The sequence below is a fragment of the Pseudovibrio ascidiaceicola genome (genome assembly GCF_900114245.1).
GTDB classification, from domain to species: Bacteria; Pseudomonadota; Alphaproteobacteria; order Rhizobiales; family Stappiaceae; genus Pseudovibrio; species Pseudovibrio ascidiaceicola.
Map to the genome: position 1 here is coordinate 15,127 of NZ_FOSK01000007.1, position 16,763 is coordinate 31,889.

The 16,763-nt window shown below is 50.3% G+C and carries 12 protein-coding genes; all 12 read left to right on the forward strand.

Annotated elements, in window-relative coordinates:
• Positions 1-6: 6 nt before the first annotated feature.
• Positions 7-2,688, forward strand: a complete 2,682-nt coding sequence (tssH, locus tag BM231_RS13965; RefSeq protein ID WP_093520305.1) for a type VI secretion system ATPase TssH — start codon at positions 7-9, stop codon at positions 2,686-2,688.
• A gap of 130 nt (positions 2,689-2,818) precedes the next feature.
• The gene (locus tag BM231_RS13970) at positions 2,819-3,706 is read left to right on the forward strand and encodes an ion transporter (protein ID WP_093520307.1); all 888 of its coding nucleotides are present in this window, start codon (positions 2,819-2,821) and stop codon (positions 3,704-3,706) included.
• Positions 3,699-5,684 (forward strand): type VI secretion system contractile sheath domain-containing protein, encoded by a 1,986-nt coding sequence (locus BM231_RS13975; protein WP_093520309.1) that lies wholly within the window; start codon positions 3,699-3,701, stop codon positions 5,682-5,684. Before BM231_RS13970 ends, BM231_RS13975 begins: the two co-directional genes overlap by 8 nt.
• Before the next feature lie 21 nt (positions 5,685-5,705).
• Positions 5,706-5,987 (forward strand): hypothetical protein, encoded by a 282-nt coding sequence (locus BM231_RS13980; protein ID WP_063291939.1) that lies wholly within the window; start codon positions 5,706-5,708, stop codon positions 5,985-5,987.
• Between the two features lie 42 nt (positions 5,988-6,029).
• Entirely contained in the window at positions 6,030-8,138 is a 2,109-nt protein-coding gene (locus BM231_RS13985; protein ID WP_093520311.1) for a type VI secretion system Vgr family protein, read from the forward strand.
• An 8-nt stretch (positions 8,139-8,146) separates the two neighbouring features.
• On the forward strand, positions 8,147-8,740 hold the full coding sequence (locus tag BM231_RS13990; RefSeq protein ID WP_093520313.1) for a DUF6931 family protein: 594 nt from the start codon (positions 8,147-8,149) through the stop codon (positions 8,738-8,740).
• Positions 8,737-9,027: a PAAR domain-containing protein gene (locus BM231_RS13995; protein WP_057465268.1), complete on the forward strand. Its 291-nt coding sequence runs from the start codon at positions 8,737-8,739 to the stop codon at positions 9,025-9,027. Before BM231_RS13990 ends, BM231_RS13995 begins: the two co-directional genes overlap by 4 nt.
• Before the next feature lie 4 nt (positions 9,028-9,031).
• Positions 9,032-9,847: a type VI secretion system-associated FHA domain protein gene (locus BM231_RS14000; RefSeq protein ID WP_093520315.1), complete on the forward strand. Its 816-nt coding sequence runs from the start codon at positions 9,032-9,034 to the stop codon at positions 9,845-9,847.
• Positions 9,837-10,331, forward strand: coding sequence for a type VI secretion system lipoprotein TssJ (gene tssJ / locus BM231_RS14005; RefSeq protein WP_082597106.1), 495 nt, complete (start codon positions 9,837-9,839; stop codon positions 10,329-10,331). Before BM231_RS14000 ends, tssJ begins: the two co-directional genes overlap by 11 nt.
• On the forward strand, positions 10,331-11,668 hold the full coding sequence (tssK, locus tag BM231_RS14010) for a type VI secretion system baseplate subunit TssK (RefSeq protein ID WP_093520317.1): 1,338 nt from the start codon (positions 10,331-10,333) through the stop codon (positions 11,666-11,668). The genes tssJ and tssK overlap by 1 nt, the downstream gene beginning before the upstream one ends.
• Before the next feature lie 28 nt (positions 11,669-11,696).
• On the forward strand, positions 11,697-13,115 hold the full coding sequence (gene icmH / locus BM231_RS14015) for a type IVB secretion system protein IcmH/DotU (RefSeq protein ID WP_063310961.1): 1,419 nt from the start codon (positions 11,697-11,699) through the stop codon (positions 13,113-13,115).
• On the forward strand, positions 13,112-16,741 hold the full coding sequence (gene tssM / locus BM231_RS14020) for a type VI secretion system membrane subunit TssM (protein ID WP_093520319.1): 3,630 nt from the start codon (positions 13,112-13,114) through the stop codon (positions 16,739-16,741). The genes icmH and tssM overlap by 4 nt, the downstream gene beginning before the upstream one ends.
• Positions 16,742-16,763: the final 22 nt, after the last annotated feature.

Genomic DNA, 16,763 nt, shown 5'->3' on the forward strand with positions numbered 1-16,763 from the left:
GTTCCCATGAGTGATATCAAACGAGCGTCCCTCTTCGGTAAATTAAATCCGACCTGCTATCAGGCAATCGACAGCGCTACGACCTTTTGTAAGATGCGTGGCAATCCTTATGTGGAGTTGGAGCACTGGTTCCAGCAGTTGTTGAGCGGGCAGGATTCAGATCTGCATCGCATTTTGCGGGATGCAGAGATCGATGAGGCCCGGCTCGCGAGTGATCTCACCAAGGCCTTGGACAAGTTGCCCCGAGGAGCCAGTTCAGTAAGTGATTTGTCGCAGCACGTGGAAGAGGCCGTTGAACGCGGCTGGGTTTATGCCACTTTGATGTTTGGTGATAATGCCATCCGCAGCGGTTACCTTTTGATTGGCATCCTAAAGACACCAGGCCTTCGCAATACGCTCTTTGGCATTTCGCGTCTGTTTGAGAACATTTCAGCTGATGATGTTGCGACACGATACAAGAAAATCACAGAGGGCTCGCCTGAAGAAGGCAAAGCCAAGGATGGCACGCAACTCGATGCTGGTGAACAGCACGCCGCAGCCCCGGGTCTGAAATCTGCAGATGAGGCCTTGGACGCCTATTGCACAGACATCACGGCAAAAGCGAAAGCTGGGCAGCTGGATCCGGTTATTGGCCGTGAAGAAGAAATTCGCCAGATCATCGACACACTGATGCGCCGTCGCCAAAACAATCCAATTCTGACGGGTGAAGCCGGGGTTGGTAAAACGGCAGTGGTTGAAGGTTTGGCAATCCGCATTGCAGAGGGCGATGTGCCGCCGTCCATCAAGGATGTACGCGTTCTCCTGCTTGATGTCGGGCTGTTACAGGCTGGCGCTGGCGTGAAAGGTGAGTTCGAAGATCGCCTACGCAAGATATTGGATGCAGTGCGCTCTTCTGTACAGCCCATCATCCTGTTCATTGATGAAGCCCACACGCTCATTGGTGCTGGAGGGGCTGCTGGAACCGGTGATGCAGCTAACCTTTTGAAACCGGCACTTGCCCGTGGTGAATTGCGGACAATTGCAGCAACAACATGGTCTGAGTACAAGAAGCACATTGAGAAGGACCCTGCCCTCGCTCGCCGTTTCCAGAACATTTTGGTTGAAGAACCTGATCCGGATAAAGCAGTTGCAATCATGCGCGGTGTGGCAGCAATGCTTGAAGAGCATCATCAGGTCCAGATTCTGGATGAAGCGCTTGAGGCTGCCGTGCATTTGTCGATGCGCTTTATTCCTGCAAGACAGCTGCCAGACAAGGCAATCAGCCTGATTGATACTGCCTGTGCCCGTGTCGCTCTTTCCCAACATGCAACGCCAGCTGCTGTCGATGATTGCCGCAAACGACTTGTCATGATTGAAACGGAACGAGATATCCTTGAACGAGAGGTGCAGTCCGGTTTCGATGTCGGTGATAAGCTCACTGACGTGCACAAGAAGCTTGCTGAGCTTGAGAAAGAACGTGAAGCTCTTGAAGCTGAATGGTTGAAAGAGCAATCGCTTGTTACAGAAATTCTGAAACTACGTGAAGTGTTCCGCCAAACCAATGGAGATGAGAACGCAGATACGGCTCCAATCAAGAAGGAGCTGGATCAGAAACTTGAGGAACTGACCGAACTACAAGGTGAGCACCCCCTCATTCTTCCTGAAGTGGATGGCCAAGCGGTTGCAACAATTGTTTCTGACTGGACGGGCATACCAACTGGGCGCATGGTCTCTAACGAGATTAAGACGGTGCTGCACCTGAGCGATATCCTGAGGAAGCGGATCATCGGTCAGGACCATGCTATGGAGGTGATCGCTCGCCGCGTAAAAACCTCTCGTGCGAACCTTGATAATCCAAGTCGTCCCATTGGTGTGTTCCTTCTGGTCGGACCAAGTGGTGTCGGTAAAACCGAGACAGCCTTAGCACTTGCAGAGACCCTTTATGGCGGTGAACAGAATCTTATCACCATCAACATGAGTGAGTTTCAGGAGTCCCATACGGTCTCCACGCTAAAAGGCTCTCCTCCAGGGTATGTGGGTTACGGTGAAGGCGGCGTTTTGACAGAAGCCGTGCGCCGTAGACCTTACAGCATTGTGTTGCTGGATGAGGTTGAGAAGGCCCACCCGGATGTGCATGAACTCTTCTTCCAGGTCTTTGATAAGGGCATGATGGAAGATGGCGAAGGCCGGAAGATCAATTTCAAAAATACTTTGATCTTGTTGACTGCCAATGTGGGCAGTGATCTCATTTTGGATATGTGTGCAGATGAAGATCTGACACCAGATCCGGAGGGTATTGCCAAAGCTTTGAGACCTCCCTTGCTGAAGGCTTTCCCGGCAGCACTTTTGGGCCGACTTGTAACCGTGCCTTATTACCCGCTGAGTTCTCCTGTCATTCACAAAATCATCAATCTACAACTTGGTCGGATTGGTGATCGTATTCTCGAGAACCACAATGTGAAGTTCACATGGGATGATTCAGTTGTTGCCTTGATTGAGAGCAGATGTGCGGAAATTGAGAGTGGTGGTCGTATGATCGATGCGATCCTGACCAACACCCTTCTCCCGGATATCAGCACAGAATTCCTGAAGAACATGAGTGAAGACAAGAAGATCACAGAACTTAAAGTTCTGACTGATGGTGATGCATTTGACTACAAGTTCAAGAAATCACCCGTAGCCAAAAAAGACAAACACAAGAAGAAATAGATCCATCACAGGAAATTCAGATAAACCTGAAAGCAAAATCAAAACATAGGCTTATTACTTTTTTTACCACAGAAACTAACTGAAACAAAACACGTCGGAACTACTTTTCCAAGTGACGAGGAGTCCAACGATGCAGAAAGTTAAGCAATCGGCGAGGAGACGGTCGACACGCATTCCTGCGTGGCGTCTTACTTTGCGCCGTATTGTTCGCTCTGATATCTTTCAGTACACCTTTCTCATCTTGATTGTTGTCAACGCAATCAGCCTGGGTCTGGCGACATCCCCTTCCGTACGACGCTTGACTGGTGATGGACAGATCATTTTCGACGACGTGATTATCGGACTTTTCATTTTGGAATTTGTCTTGAAAATCATGGCGTTTGGCACACGCTTTTTCAAAAGCTGGTGGAACATCTTCGACATTTCAGTGGTTAGCTTTTCCCTGCTCCCGCAGTCAGGTTATCTCAGCGTCTTGCGTGCCCTTCGGGTTATGCGAGCCATGCGTGTCCTGTCTTTCCTGCCACAGTACCGGCAAGTGATGCAGGCGCTATTGGATGCGCTACCTGGCATGTTCTCCGTGATGATCGTTCTGGCGCTGATTTATTATGTGTTTGCGGTCATGGCGACCGGCTTGTTTGGTGCAAGCTTTCCAGACTGGTTCGGAGACATTGGTCGATCTTTGTACTCGCTGTTCCAGATCATGACGCTGGAGAGCTGGTCCATGGGGATCGTGCGTCCCGTTATGAAGATCTATCCCTACGCCTGGGCCCTTTTCATCCCCTTTATCTTCCTGACCGCATTTGCCGTGCTCAACCTGTTTATCGGTCTGATCGTCAGCTCCATGCAGGGCATCTATCAGGAAGAACACAGTGAAGACGTCGAACGCCTTCGCCTCCTCGTATCCGCTGAAAACCGTGCGATCGCCGCTCAATTGGAAGCTGCGCAATTACAGGTAATCAAAACCCTCGAACGTCTTGAGGACCAGATAGAAACCAATAAGAGAGATTCTGATGAGTGACTCTGACAAGGACGATGATCTTGACGCACTGCTCAATGACATCATCGAGGAAAGTGATGCTCCCACAGAAGGTGAAACCGCTGAAGGTGCATCTGCAAGTGTTTTTGAGCCCGATTTTGGTGAAGTCACATGTGAAGCTCCAAAGCTCAACATTACGCTGGATAGTCCATTCCATCTTGCCGTGATCGGCGATTTTTCTGGTCGTGCCAACCGCATGGCTCTTTACGATGCTGATGAGCTTGCTGTGCTCAAAGGGCATAACGTTGATGTCGATACCGCAGAAGACCTTCCTGCCCGCTTCAAGATCAACATCGAACTTGATCTTGCTGGTGATGAAAAAGTCATTCGGTTTGAACCGAGCTGTATTGAAGACTTCCATCCTGACGAAATAATTGATGAGTTCGAGATATTTGATGAGCTGAAGGCGCTGCGTTCCTCCCTCAAAAACCCAGGGACATTCAGCAATGCGGCAGCGACCATTGATGAGTGGCTGGAAGACAAAGGCGAAAAGCCTATCTCACAGCGCAACTCGCGTGGTTCTGTCATTCCAGTCGACAAGAAGCTGAGTGACTTCTCCGCTCTCATTGATCGCCCTGTTGAGGAGCATGAAGAAGCCGATGACTTCACAGACCTGATTGGAAAGATCGTTTCGCCTCACATAACCCCTGCCGACAATCCGCAACTCGATGATTATCTCGAGATTGTCGAGACTGTGATGACCACGACACTGCGCAAGATCCTTCAAAACGCTGATTTTCAGGCTCTGGAGAGTGTGTGGCGTGTCATTGATATGTTGTCACGCAGAATTGAGACTTCCACCGCACTCAAAATAACGCTCTACGACATCTCTGCGGAGGATTTTGCAAGAGACCTCAGTGCCACCAACAAGCTTGAAGAAACAGGTTTGTATCGTCTCTTCGTGGAAAATGCGCTGCAGGATGAAGGTGTTGGCACGCCGAGTGCAATTGTTGGTCTTTACACATTCGATATGACTCCCCCCCATGCAGAGCTTCTGGGGCGTATGTCAAAGATCTGCGCGCATGCGCATGCGCCTTTCCTGACTTCCCTGGACCGCAACAATGCCACCAGAAAATTTGCTGATCTTCCTAAGATTACCGAAAAGACATGGCAGAGTCTGCGTGCCATGCCAGAAAGCAATTACATTGGTCTGAGCTTGCCACGCTTCATGCTTCGAATGCCTTATGGCGCAAAAACCGATCCGATTGATGCATTCAGCTTTGAAGAGTTTGACGAGCAAGTTGGCCTGAAAGCCATGTTGTGGGGCAATCCAGCAGCCCTGATTGGTCTTGTGCTTGCAAAAGACTACGAGACCAATGGCGGAGGCATGAGACCAGGTTCGATCCTGACCCTCAACGAAATGCCGTTCCATTACCTACACGACCAGTATGGTGATCAGGTTGCCCTGCCCTGTACTGATCGCATGATCAGTCATCGCAGCGTAGAGCCACTCATGAGACAGAGCTGGATGCCCATTGTTTCTATGAAGGGCCAGCCTGAAGTTCGCATTGCCTCTCTTAACGGCCTGGCCGGTGACACTATCTCTGGACGCTGGTGCGATCAGATTGCCGTGACCAAAGCTGCAGAGACACCGAGCGCAAATGCCGGAGCGCGTGTTAGCATCAGCGGCGGCGACGGCTCTACCCCAGGCATTCAGGCAACAAAAGGTGCAGTGGTTGTTGAGACCATCCTTGATCCTAAGAAAACACCAGAAACCATCTTCAGAATTGAAGCTGAACCACCAGAACCTCAGGAGAGTGAACCTGAGGTAGCTGAGGAAGAAGACGAGATTGAAGAGGCACCAGCTCCTGCGCCAGCCGCAGCAGCTGCTCCGCCTGCACCTGCCCATGACACGACAGAGTTGGACAACCTCCTAGCCGACCTTTCAGCAGACGATGAAGAAGAAGCGGACGAAGAGGGAATGGATCCGGAACTCGAAGCACTGCTTGCCGATCTTTAACAATTGATAATGGAGTTTCAAATGGCTGAACTCATTGAAATAGAAGAAGTACCTGAGATCTACGTCATGGAGTACGGCGGCAATTATTACCTTGTTCGCGGTGCAGCTTATCTTGACCAGATCCTATTTGGCAAAGAGCCACTTAGCTTCCCCGTGCTCATCAAATCCGTCAAGACTTGGGATGAGGTTCTCGTGAACTGGGAGAACACCGGAGGTTCCATGCCCTGGATTCTCAACCCCAGCATCGTTGAACGGATGGAACGAGACAATCGCAAACTGACCTCAGACAGCTTTAACGCCTGAGACCGATCAAAACAGCAGTTTTAGAAATAGGCAGGTCCTGGAATGTGTGCGAGCAAAATAACTGAGAACCGGCTGTTTACGATCAGCTTCGATGGTGGAGATGACAGCTTCCACCTTTGGAAGATGAAGATGACCAGCGAAATGAGTGAGCTCTACGAAATGGTCGTTGATTGCCGATCATTCGAGCATGACCTGAGCCTTGATAAGATGCTTGGGCAGACACTTACGGTTGAAATGAAAAAAGTGTCCGGCACAAGCCTGTCCTCTGACCAGTATCTGAATGGATTTGTGACCAAGGCCATCTATACGGGACAAGATCATGGGTATTCAACTTACCGCCTTATTGTACGCCCGTGGCTTTGGTTTTTGACCCTTACCAGCAACTGCCGGATTTTTCAGGAAAAGTCGACGCCAGACATCTTGAAAGAAGTTTTTCAGGAAGCTGGTTTTACTGACTTCAAAAACAAGCTGAGTGACAGTTATGATCCTCGGCCCTATTGCGCGCAGTTTCAAGAAACCGACTTCAACTTTATCTGCCGCCTGATGGAGCAGGAAGGGATCTACTATTACTTTGAGCACGAAGACGGCCAACACACGATGGTGTTGGCGGACTCTTATAGCGCTCATGAAGACATCAAAGGCGAGTCCAGCCTTCCCTTCTATTCCGAGGAAGATCATTTCCGGCGTGGAGCAGATCATTTTTGGGATTGGCGACATAATGAAGAGATCCAGACGGATGAAGTTGAAATCAATGACTATGATTTCACTAAACCCACAAGTGATCTGAAAGCTAATGCTAGCGAGAAGAAATCCCACCAGCTCTCTGGCCGTACGCGTTACATGTATCCAGGCCATTATGAGGAAGTCAGTGTAGGTGAAAAGCGAGCCAAGGTGCGCGTTGAAGAGGCCAGTGCGGCTTACGCCAAGGTATATGCTCGCGGCAACGTACGTGGATTGAGGCCCGGTTACCTCTTCAAATTGGATCAGTTTTCAGACGACCCAAGTCAGGAAAAAGAATACCTGATCACGAAGGCGATCTGTGAGGTCTCAATCGAGTTTGCCCGCGATGAAGAGCAAGAGTTCTACGACGCCATCACTTACGAGATTGAGGCGGTCGATTCCAGCGTTCAATATCGCAAAGCCTCGACTACACCCTGGCCCAATATGAACGGATTGCAGTCCGCAATCGTTACTGGTGCGGATGGGGAAGAGATCTGGACCGATGAGTATGGTCGGATCAAGGTGCAGTTCCATTGGGATCGTGACGGACAGAACGATGACAAGTCCTCCTGCTGGGTGCGTGTTGCGCAAATGTGGGCAGGTAAAGGTTGGGGTGGTCTCCACATTCCACGTGTTGGTCAGGAAGTCCTCGTTGATTTCTTAGACGGAGACCCTGACCGACCTATTGTTGTGGGCAGTGTTTACAATGGTGAGCAAACCGTTCCTTACGATCTGCCCGGTGAAGCCACGAAATCAACGCTCAAGAGTGAGACTTCCAAGGAAGGTGGTGGTAACAACGAGTTTTTGTTTGAAGACAAAAAAGACGAGGAACTCGTTCAGCTCACCGCTGAGAAGGACTATGAGCGCACCGTCAAAAACAATGAAACCGTTAAAATTGGCTTCGACAAGCAAGAAGATGGCGACCAGACAATCGAGGTCTACAACAACCGCAGTCTGACCGTTGACCAGGGTGATGAGACCTACACAATCAAGACTGGTGGCCGTACGACAACCGTCGAGAAAGACGACGCACTCTCGGTCAAATCTGGCAATCACACCATCACTGTCGAAAGTGGCGACCAAAGCATCTCCATGAAGCAAGGTGCGCAGACCGTTGAAGCCATGAAAGACATCGGTGTGACCTCACAAACCGGTGATGTGAAAGTCGATGCATCCGCTGGATCTGTGAAGGTTTCCGGAACGCAAGCTATAGAGCTTACCTGCGGTGGCAGCTCCATCAAAATGGATCCTATGTCGATCACCCTTACGGCTGGTCCTAGCTCCCTCAAGCTTGAGGCCGCTCAAGCTGAGTTGAAAGGCTTAATGGTGACCGTAAAGGGTGATGTTCAGGCGACCGTCGACGGGACCTTGACCACCTTGAAAGGCGCCGGCATCACAACGGTACAAGGTGCCCTTGTGAAGATAAATTGAGGCGAATTATGGAAAACAGCGTGACAAATACTACACTGCTCCTCAATTCCTTCAAAGATCTACTCAAAAGCAGACCTTTAGAACTTGGAAATGAGGCATTACCACTGGTAGAAGATCAGAAACCTTCTATCGAAGTTGTGGATACCCTAGCGGAAGCAGAACTTACATCTGACGCGATAAAAGTTCTTGCCCACGCCCTGAGTAAACCACGCGCAGTGTGGTGGGCCAGTCAAGTCAGCAGAGCAACCTTTCCGGAAGGCACCCAGCCCCCAAATGAAGACGAAATTGCGCTGAAAGCCGCCGAAGACTGGGTCCGTAAACCTGATGAAGACCTGCGTCGTGCAGCAATGAAAATTGCTGATGACGGAGGATATAAAAGCGCCGCTTCTCTTGCCGCTGCAGCGGCTGGTTGGAGTGGCGGAAGTATGGGTTCCCCCGAATTTGACCCCGCACCTCCCCCAGAAAACCTAACTAGTATTGCTGTAGGGTCGTCTATAGTTTTGTCAGTATACGACAGTAACGTGGAGGACCCTGAAGAGTTCTTAGTCAAAGCTTACAAGTTGGGACGAGCACTCGCAGATAATGAAATAGAGGCCCTATGAGTTTCCCAGCAGCACGCATGACAGACATGCACGTCTGTCCAATGGTGACCGGTATCGTTCCTCACGTAGGAGGCCCGATATCTCTTGGAGCACCGACGGTTTTGATCGGAAACTTACCCGCGGCGCGCATGACTGACATGTGCGTGTGCGTTGGGCCTCCAGACACAATTATGAAAGGCAGTGTCACCACATTGATCGCCGGGTTACCGGCGGCGCGTATGCTGGATGTCACTGCTCACGGCGGCACCATCATCCTTGGCTGGCCCACAGTTTTAATCGGGGGCTGAGGATATGACTGATAACACGAGCATCGTTTTAGTACTCATTTTGACCAAGGGGCATGAGTTGGTCGACACAGGAAAGTGCACGCGCATACTGCGACAGGAACGCTGCGTCATTGGACGTGGAAGCAGTGCGGATTGGATTCTACCCGATCCTGCAAATCAACTTTCGCGCCGTCATTGTGTCGTTGAATGGAACGACGGGGTCTACCGCGTCGTCGATACCAGCTCTAATGGAACCTTTGTTAATGATTGGGACGAACCAATTCCCAATGGTGAGGCCTGTGGCCTTCAAGATGGTGATGTTATCAGAGTCGGAAACTATTACATCAGCGCACAAATGTTGCCAGAAGATGCTGATGCACGTCTGAAAGTGGATGATTTTCTTACAGAACCTGAGAACCCAGACCCACTCGCAAATCTTCTTCCTAAAGAACTCGACATGGAGGATGACGACTGGGTCGATGACCAGATCGTTACCCCTGAAGACGAACTTTCCGAGGTTCTGAATGACCCACTCGAGTCTCCAGAATCTATTCTCAGAAAGGCTACTGAAACACTGGACTCCTACCCTGCGAGTGCTGGGAAAGAGCCTATTCCGCCAGTTAGTTATGGATTTGAAGGATACAAGTATTCCAGCTCAGTGCCGTTTGAGAGTGAAAGCGGTATCTCGAGCGAAGAAGGTGCGAGTGCGTGGGATCACAACCGCACAGAATCCGATGCATTTAAATTGCCCAGAACGCATCACCAGACCATTCCTGAGGACTGGGATGTAGCCCCGAAAAAAGACATTCAGAACAAAGCTCGTAAACCAAATGACGATTAGCCACATCAAACGCATTGCGTACATTTTGCTTTTGAGTATCGGTCTGGCCTCCTGCTCCGCCGAGATGCCGATGCCTGTCATGATCACGACGACAGTCATCGCGGACAAGGAGTTGAACCAGAACGCAGATGGGATGTCGACGCCTGTTCAGGTGAAGATCTTTTACCTTACATCTGATGCCGAGTTTAAAACTCATGACTTTTTCACTTTGTTTGAAAAAGGAGACCAGGTTCTCGGCAAAAACCTACTTGCTATGAAGGAAGTTTTCATAGCTCCCGACAAGATCATGAAGGTAGCAGTCAAGGTTGACCCCAGTGTGGCGTTTGTCGCCGTGCTCGGTGCCTTTCGGAAAGTGGACACAGGAACATGGAGTTCGGTGATTATGGTTCCAAACAATCAACCATCGAGCCTCATTGCGTATTTGAGCAAGCTTGAAATTACTCTGCAGCCCGACAAGACAGTAAAAGAAGGATGGTTCTATTAATGACCACTCATAACAAAGTTGTCTGGTCAGAAGGTCTGTTTTTACAGCCGCAGCACTTTCAGCAGCATGATCGCTATCTGGAACAGCTGGTCAGTGACACTATCTCAAGCATCCGTCCTCACCCCTGGGGGCATACAGAGCTGAAGATCAATCAGGAAGCCCTGAAACTGGGCCAGTTTGCACTCAATTTTGCCAGCGGTCTGATGCCGGATGGCACACCTTTCAAGATGCCACAGGAATGTGACGCACCTGCGTCTATCCCAGTTCCTGAAAGCGTAAAAAACTCGGTCGTCTATCTTGCACTCCCCATTCGACAACCTGGTGCCTACGAATATGAATATCCAGGTGTACAGGAAACAGCTGCACGCTATGTGGTCCATGAATCTGAGGCACGAGATGCAATCACTGGCAGTGATGCCAGCGTTCAAATGGAAACTGGTCGGCTGCGGTTTTCTTTTAAATTCGACTTTGAAGATCTGGAAGGCTGGATCTACTTGCCAATCGCTCGCGTGATTGAAGTACGGGCAGATAAGCAAGTTATTTTAGATGATGAGTACATCTCCACATGCCTCGCCTCACATTCCTCCTCGGTGCTTTACGGGTACATTCGCGAAATTTGGGGCATGCTGAGCCATCGCGCGGACGCACTTGCAGGGCGCGTTTCAAACTCCGGTAGCAAGGGTGTTGCTGAGATTTCGGACTTTCTGCTTTTGCAAACTGTCAATCGCTATGAACCACTCTACGCCCACTTTGCACAAACGCCGTCGCTTCACCCTGAGGCGTTGTACCGAATTTCGATCCAGCTGGTCGGTGAACTTGCGACGTTTACGGCAGCAGCCCGGCGTCCTTCAACGCTTCAGCCTTATCGACACGAAGCACTCACGGAAACATTCGCTCCTGTGATTGCCCATTTGCGGCAGCACCTTTCTGCTGTTCTGGAGCAGACTGCCGTTCCAATACCATTGGAAGAACGCAAGTACGGCGTTCGTGTTGGCATGCTGCTTGACCGCAGCCTGATCAAGTCAGCTCGGTTTGTGCTTGCTGTTAGTGCTGACCTGCCATCGGAAGTGATCAATCGACACTTCCCGGGGCAGATTACGATTGGGTCTGTTGAACAGATCCGAGATTTTGTGAATTCCGCTTTGGCCGGCATCGCAGTGAAGCAACTGCCAGTCGCACCAAGGCAAATCCCGTACCACACGGGCACAGCATATTTTGAACTGGATCCGGCCTCATCACATTGGGACGAAATCCGCGTTTCTGGCGGATTGGCGATGCATGTCGCGGGTGATTTCCCGAAACTTGTGATGGAACTCTGGGCGATCAGAGAGCAATAAGCGGCTAACGGACTGAGGAGTTGAGATTATGGCAAAGAAAGACTTCACTGCCCTTTCGGTGGATTCAGTCGACACTGTCATCTCGACTGATGCGCCCAATCCTGATCATCCTGATAGCGGTAGCACCAACCTTCCGGCACAAACGCCTGCAGGCTATTGGTTCCTTGGCGCTGATGATATTCAATTCGTCCCACTTGGGAATAATCCTCTTATAAAGGCAGCCTCCAGTTTGTTGGCCTTAGCTGCCCGCTTGCGAAATCACGCTCAGCACCGTGATGTAAACGCCCTGCGCTCTCATGTTATTTCCGAAATTCGAGCATTCGAACACAACGCTATGCTGAACGGTCTTTCTTCTAAGACCATTCGCATCGCCAGATATGTGGTCTGTGCAACCCTTGATGATATCATTCTCAATACTCCGTGGGGCAGTCGCAGTATTTGGGCAACGCAAAGCCTTGTCAGCAACTTCCACAAAGACGTGTCCGGTGGCGATCGTTTTTATGATCTATTGAGGAAGACGCAGGCCAACCCAAGTCGTGACAAAGATCTTCTGGAATTACTGTATCTTTGTATTTCTTTAGGATTTGAAGGCCGCTTGCGGATCATGCCGCAAGGCACCAATACGATGTCACGTCTTCGTTATGGCATATCGCGCCTCATTCGCTCGTTGCGAGGAGATCAGGAAACCGACCTTTCTCCTCACTGGAGAGGTGTTGAAGATGCGTACCGGCCTTTAAAATGGTCTATTCCGGTTTGGGGCATCTTCTTTGGCGCAGCTCTCCTCGCTTTGCTGATTTATGCTGTGCTCGCGCTTTGGCTAGGCGAGAAGAGTGAGCGCATTGCGTTCCAGTATGAATCTTTAGTCAACACAAGCCCAATCGACCTGACGCACCAACCTGCACCACCACGGGCAGCTCTACCGAACTTGCCACAACAACAGGCAACACCCGGCACTCCTTCCTCACCTCAAGTCGTTCGTAACAGCACGTTGCCCGCTTTTTTGCAAGTTAGCAGGTTCCTTGCGCCTGAGATCCGGCAGGGTCTTGTCGTCGTGATGGATGTGCAAGGCAACGTGGTTATACGCCTGACAGGCTCTGGCATGTTCGCTACTGCAAGAGATACGCTCACTGCCCGCTTTATCCCAGTCGTCAATCGTGTCGCTGAAGCGGTGAACACGCAGCCCGGCACAATCAACGTGGTTGGTTTTTCAGACAATATTCCAATTCGAAATGCCCGTTATCCGAACAACGTTGCTCTTTCCAAGGCACGTGCCCAAACAGTTGCAGACCTCATCAAGGTCAGACTGACCGACAAGACCCGCGTCAAAGCCATCGGCAGAGGATCTGCTGATCCGATTGCGACCAATGCAACAGCTGAAGGGCGTGCTCAGAACAGACGCATTGATATTACGCTTGTTCCGCCTCCTGGCCAGGGAGGCCAGCAATGAAGAAACTCAAACGCTTTTTCCCCTTTTGGTTTGTTACGCTCCTCATCACACTAATCTTGTGTGCGGTCATCTGGATTTATGGCCCAAGTCTATCGATCTTCGGCGCAAAACCTTTTGCGATGGCTGTCGTTCGTATGTTGATCGTCATGGGTCTTTTGATGATCTGGGCAGCGATCAATATTGCACGCCTTTCCCGGCGAGCAAGAGAAGCAGAAGCAAAGAACGAAGAAGAAGAGGAAGAAGAAGAGCCTGAAGTCGATCCTGATGAGTTGGCAAAGAATGAAGCAGCGCTGGTCTCTGGCAAGGTTGAGAAGAGCCTAAACATTCTCAAAACTGCGAGTGTCGACGGTAAACTTGGCCGTAAGGTGATTTATCAACTGCCCTGGTATTTGATGATTGGGCCAGAGGAATCTGGCAAGACCACGGCTCTTTTACGTTCTGGAATGAAATTTCCACTGGCTCACAAGCTAGGCCAGAAAGTGGATGCAGCAACGATTGAGCCCACTGCAGAATGCGAATACTGGTTCAGCAACAACGCGATCATCGTTGACAGCGCTGGCCGTTATACCATGCAGGACCAAGATGAGGTCATTGATGCTTCTGGCTGGAGCACACTGCTTTCATTGATTAAGAAAAACCGACGCCGTCAGCCACTTAACGGCATGATCATTGCGATCAATCTTGCAAAGCTTGCAACGATGCGGTCGGATCAGCGTTTGGATATGGCCCGAACGGTCAAACAACGCTTCAAAGAAGCTGAGAAGCAACTGGGTTTGCGTTTCCCAATCTATGTCATGTTCACCAAGCTGGATTTGATTGCCGGTTTTGCGGACTATTTCCAAATCCTTGGCCGAGATGAACGGCACCAAGCTTGGGGCATGACCTTCCCTATTGATGACGGCAAATCCTCAGAGAATGCGATCAGTCATTTCGATGAAGAATATGAGCTGCTCATGGAGCAGCTCAACTCGCGCGTCTACGACTACCTGAACAAAGAAACCGACATTCAGCACCGAAGTCTGATCTTCAGCTTCCCTCAGCAAATGGCCTCATTGCAAACCGTGCTGAACGATTTCCTAACAGAGATGTTCCGCCCCAATCGTTACGAGGACCGTAGCTTTCTACGCGGGGTATACTTCACCTCTGCGACCCAGGAAGGCCAGCCTGTTGATTTGCTCGCAGGCTCGATTGCACATGCCTATGGAATTGGCCGACAGGCTCTTCCCTCTGCTCCCTATGAGAAACATGCTTATTTCCTTGAGCGTTTGTTCTTTGACCTAATTTTTGGCGAAGGCAATCTTGCGGGTGAAAGCAAGCAAGTGATGCGCAAACAGAAAATCCGCAAGCGTCTTTCGTTTGCGGCTTGTGTAGTCGTCCTTGCATTTCTGACAACAGTTTGGGTCATCAGTTATGAGATGAACCAGGAAAATATCATTAATCGAGCTCAAGCTGACCTGAAAGAATACCCCAAATTTGCGGATCGAATTGACGCTGTCCGTGTCAATGACGCAAACTATCTATCCGTGTTGCCGTTGCTGAACTACCTTCGAGACCTACCGGGAGGTTTTGCAGATCAGCAGCAGAAACCGCCTCAAAATGAACGTTGGGGTCTTAATCAGATCCCGAATGTTTCAGAGGATGCGGATGCACTTTATCACAACGGTCTGGAGCGCTATTTGCGACCGCGTATGATGCTTCGCCTTGAGCAGCAAATGGTTGCAAACATTGATAATCCAGAATTCCTGTTTGAAGCCTTGCGGATTTATCTGGAACTGGCAGACAAAGGTCCGCTGGAACCAGAAGTTATTCAGCGTTGGGAAGAAACTGATTGGCAGTCCCTTTACAGTGACCCTCGCCAAGTGACAGAGCGCGACCAACTCTCAAATCATCTTACAGCATTGCTGGCTCAGCCCTTTAAGGTGCGAATTGATGTGAATACAGAGTTGGTTAGTCAGGTTCGAGAGATTCTGAATGCAACTCCAATCGCGGAGCTGGCCTATTCCTTCATCAAAGCCGGGCAAGCCGCTCAAAGCCTGCCGGAGTGGCGTCCTGACGAAGCTGCTGGGTCTGCTGCAACACGCGTTTTCACACGATCCTCCGGCAAACCTTTGAGCGAAGGTATTCCTGGCCTTTACACTTATGAAGGCTTCCGTGGTGTGTTTCTTCCTCAGTTGGTTGATAGTATCCAGAGCTTCGTTCGAGAAAGCTGGGTGCTGGGTCCTAATGGCCAGTTGGAAAACAAGGAAGAAACCGTCACACGCATCGAGCGTGGTGTTCTGGGGCTTTATCTGGATGATTACGCCCGCATGTGGGATGCGATGCTGGCTGACCTGCGCATAGTTAAGTTCACAAGCCTGTCGCAGGCGACAGACGTCATTAACACGGCTTCCGGTCCAAACTCACCTATCCGCAATCTTCTCGTCTCAGTGGCTGAGCAAACACAGCTTACACGGACTGAAGCTCCATCCAGTGCCACAGGTGTTGCCCAAAACGTTGCAGGCGGTGCAGCTCGTATTGCACAGGAAGAAGCCCGCGCGACAACCAATCTGAGACAGCAGCAGCTTGTTGAAGTGCTTGGTGAAGCTGTTCCAACGAGTGAAGGTGGCCCTAAACCGGTTCCACCGGGCACTTCTGTTCAGGCGCGCTTTGAGCCTCTTGACAGTTTCACGTTAGGATCAGGCAGCGGTACCACTCCGCTTGACGCATTACTGATGAAGGTCACTGACCTTTACCGCGAACTCAATCGGATATTACTGGCTAACAACACTCAGCAAGATGCATTGAGTTACATTCTTGGTGGCGGAAGTGACGCGGTTAAAACACTGAAGGATGAAGCGCCTAACGTTCCAATGCCGTTGCAAAGCTGGATATTAGAAATGCTTCAATTCTCCTCTCAAGTTACCGTAAACGACGCTCAAAAAGCCATCAATGCGGCCTGGGATTCTGAGGTTTTACCTTTGTGCAGCAACGCACTTTCTGGCCGCTATCCGATGGTAAATGGCCAGCAAGCATCGGTGATGCTGGACGACTTTTCGACCCTGTTTAAACCGGGCGGCAAGATTGAAGCGTTTTTCAATACCAACATCAAATCATTCGTCGATACCTCCTCTACACCCTGGAAATGGAGAGAGAGCGATAACGCCAAAATTGGTGTCTCAAAAGACAGCCTTCAAGTCTTCGAAAAAGCTAACGATATTCGCAACGCATATTTCGCAAATGGGGGGGATAAACCATCTGTTGCATTTACGATGACACCCTTGGATCTGGACGTCGGATCAACCAGAGTTGCGCTCACCGTGGATGGGACAACAGTGAGCTATGCGCATGGTCCAACACGCCCGATCGAGTTGAATTGGCCTGGCGAAGGTGTACCAGCTGCAAGTCTCGCATTTTTTCCTGCGATTGCCGGAGAACCTAACTCCATCAATCTCAGCGGACCATGGTCTCTCTTTCGTTTATTGGAAAAGGCAAGCGTGACAAAAACTGAGCTACCCGATCAATACAAGGTGAGATTTACGCTTGGAAATCGGTTTGCCACATTCAACCTCATGGCCAACAGCGTGAATAATCCATTCTCAGCCAGGCTGCTTCAGAATTTCACCTGTCCTAAGGAGCTCGATACCTAAAATACAGGTTTAGTGGTTCTCG

Coding starts and splice junctions, on each gene's coding strand:
- tssH (WP_093520305.1), top strand. CDS start 7: ATGAGTGATATCAAACGAGCGTCCCTCTTCGGTAAATTAAATCCGACC.
- BM231_RS13970 (WP_093520307.1), top strand. CDS start 2,819: ATGCAGAAAGTTAAGCAATCGGCGAGGAGACGGTCGACACGCATTCCT.
- BM231_RS13975 (WP_093520309.1), top strand. CDS start 3,699: ATGAGTGACTCTGACAAGGACGATGATCTTGACGCACTGCTCAATGAC.
- BM231_RS13980 (WP_063291939.1), top strand. CDS start 5,706: ATGGCTGAACTCATTGAAATAGAAGAAGTACCTGAGATCTACGTCATG.
- BM231_RS13985 (WP_093520311.1), top strand. CDS start 6,030: ATGTGTGCGAGCAAAATAACTGAGAACCGGCTGTTTACGATCAGCTTC.
- BM231_RS13990 (WP_093520313.1), top strand. CDS start 8,147: ATGGAAAACAGCGTGACAAATACTACACTGCTCCTCAATTCCTTCAAA.
- BM231_RS13995 (WP_057465268.1), top strand. CDS start 8,737: ATGAGTTTCCCAGCAGCACGCATGACAGACATGCACGTCTGTCCAATG.
- BM231_RS14000 (WP_093520315.1), top strand. CDS start 9,032: ATGACTGATAACACGAGCATCGTTTTAGTACTCATTTTGACCAAGGGG.
- tssJ (WP_082597106.1), top strand. CDS start 9,837: ATGACGATTAGCCACATCAAACGCATTGCGTACATTTTGCTTTTGAGT.
- tssK (WP_093520317.1), top strand. CDS start 10,331: ATGACCACTCATAACAAAGTTGTCTGGTCAGAAGGTCTGTTTTTACAG.
- icmH (WP_063310961.1), top strand. CDS start 11,697: ATGGCAAAGAAAGACTTCACTGCCCTTTCGGTGGATTCAGTCGACACT.
- tssM (WP_093520319.1), top strand. CDS start 13,112: ATGAAGAAACTCAAACGCTTTTTCCCCTTTTGGTTTGTTACGCTCCTC.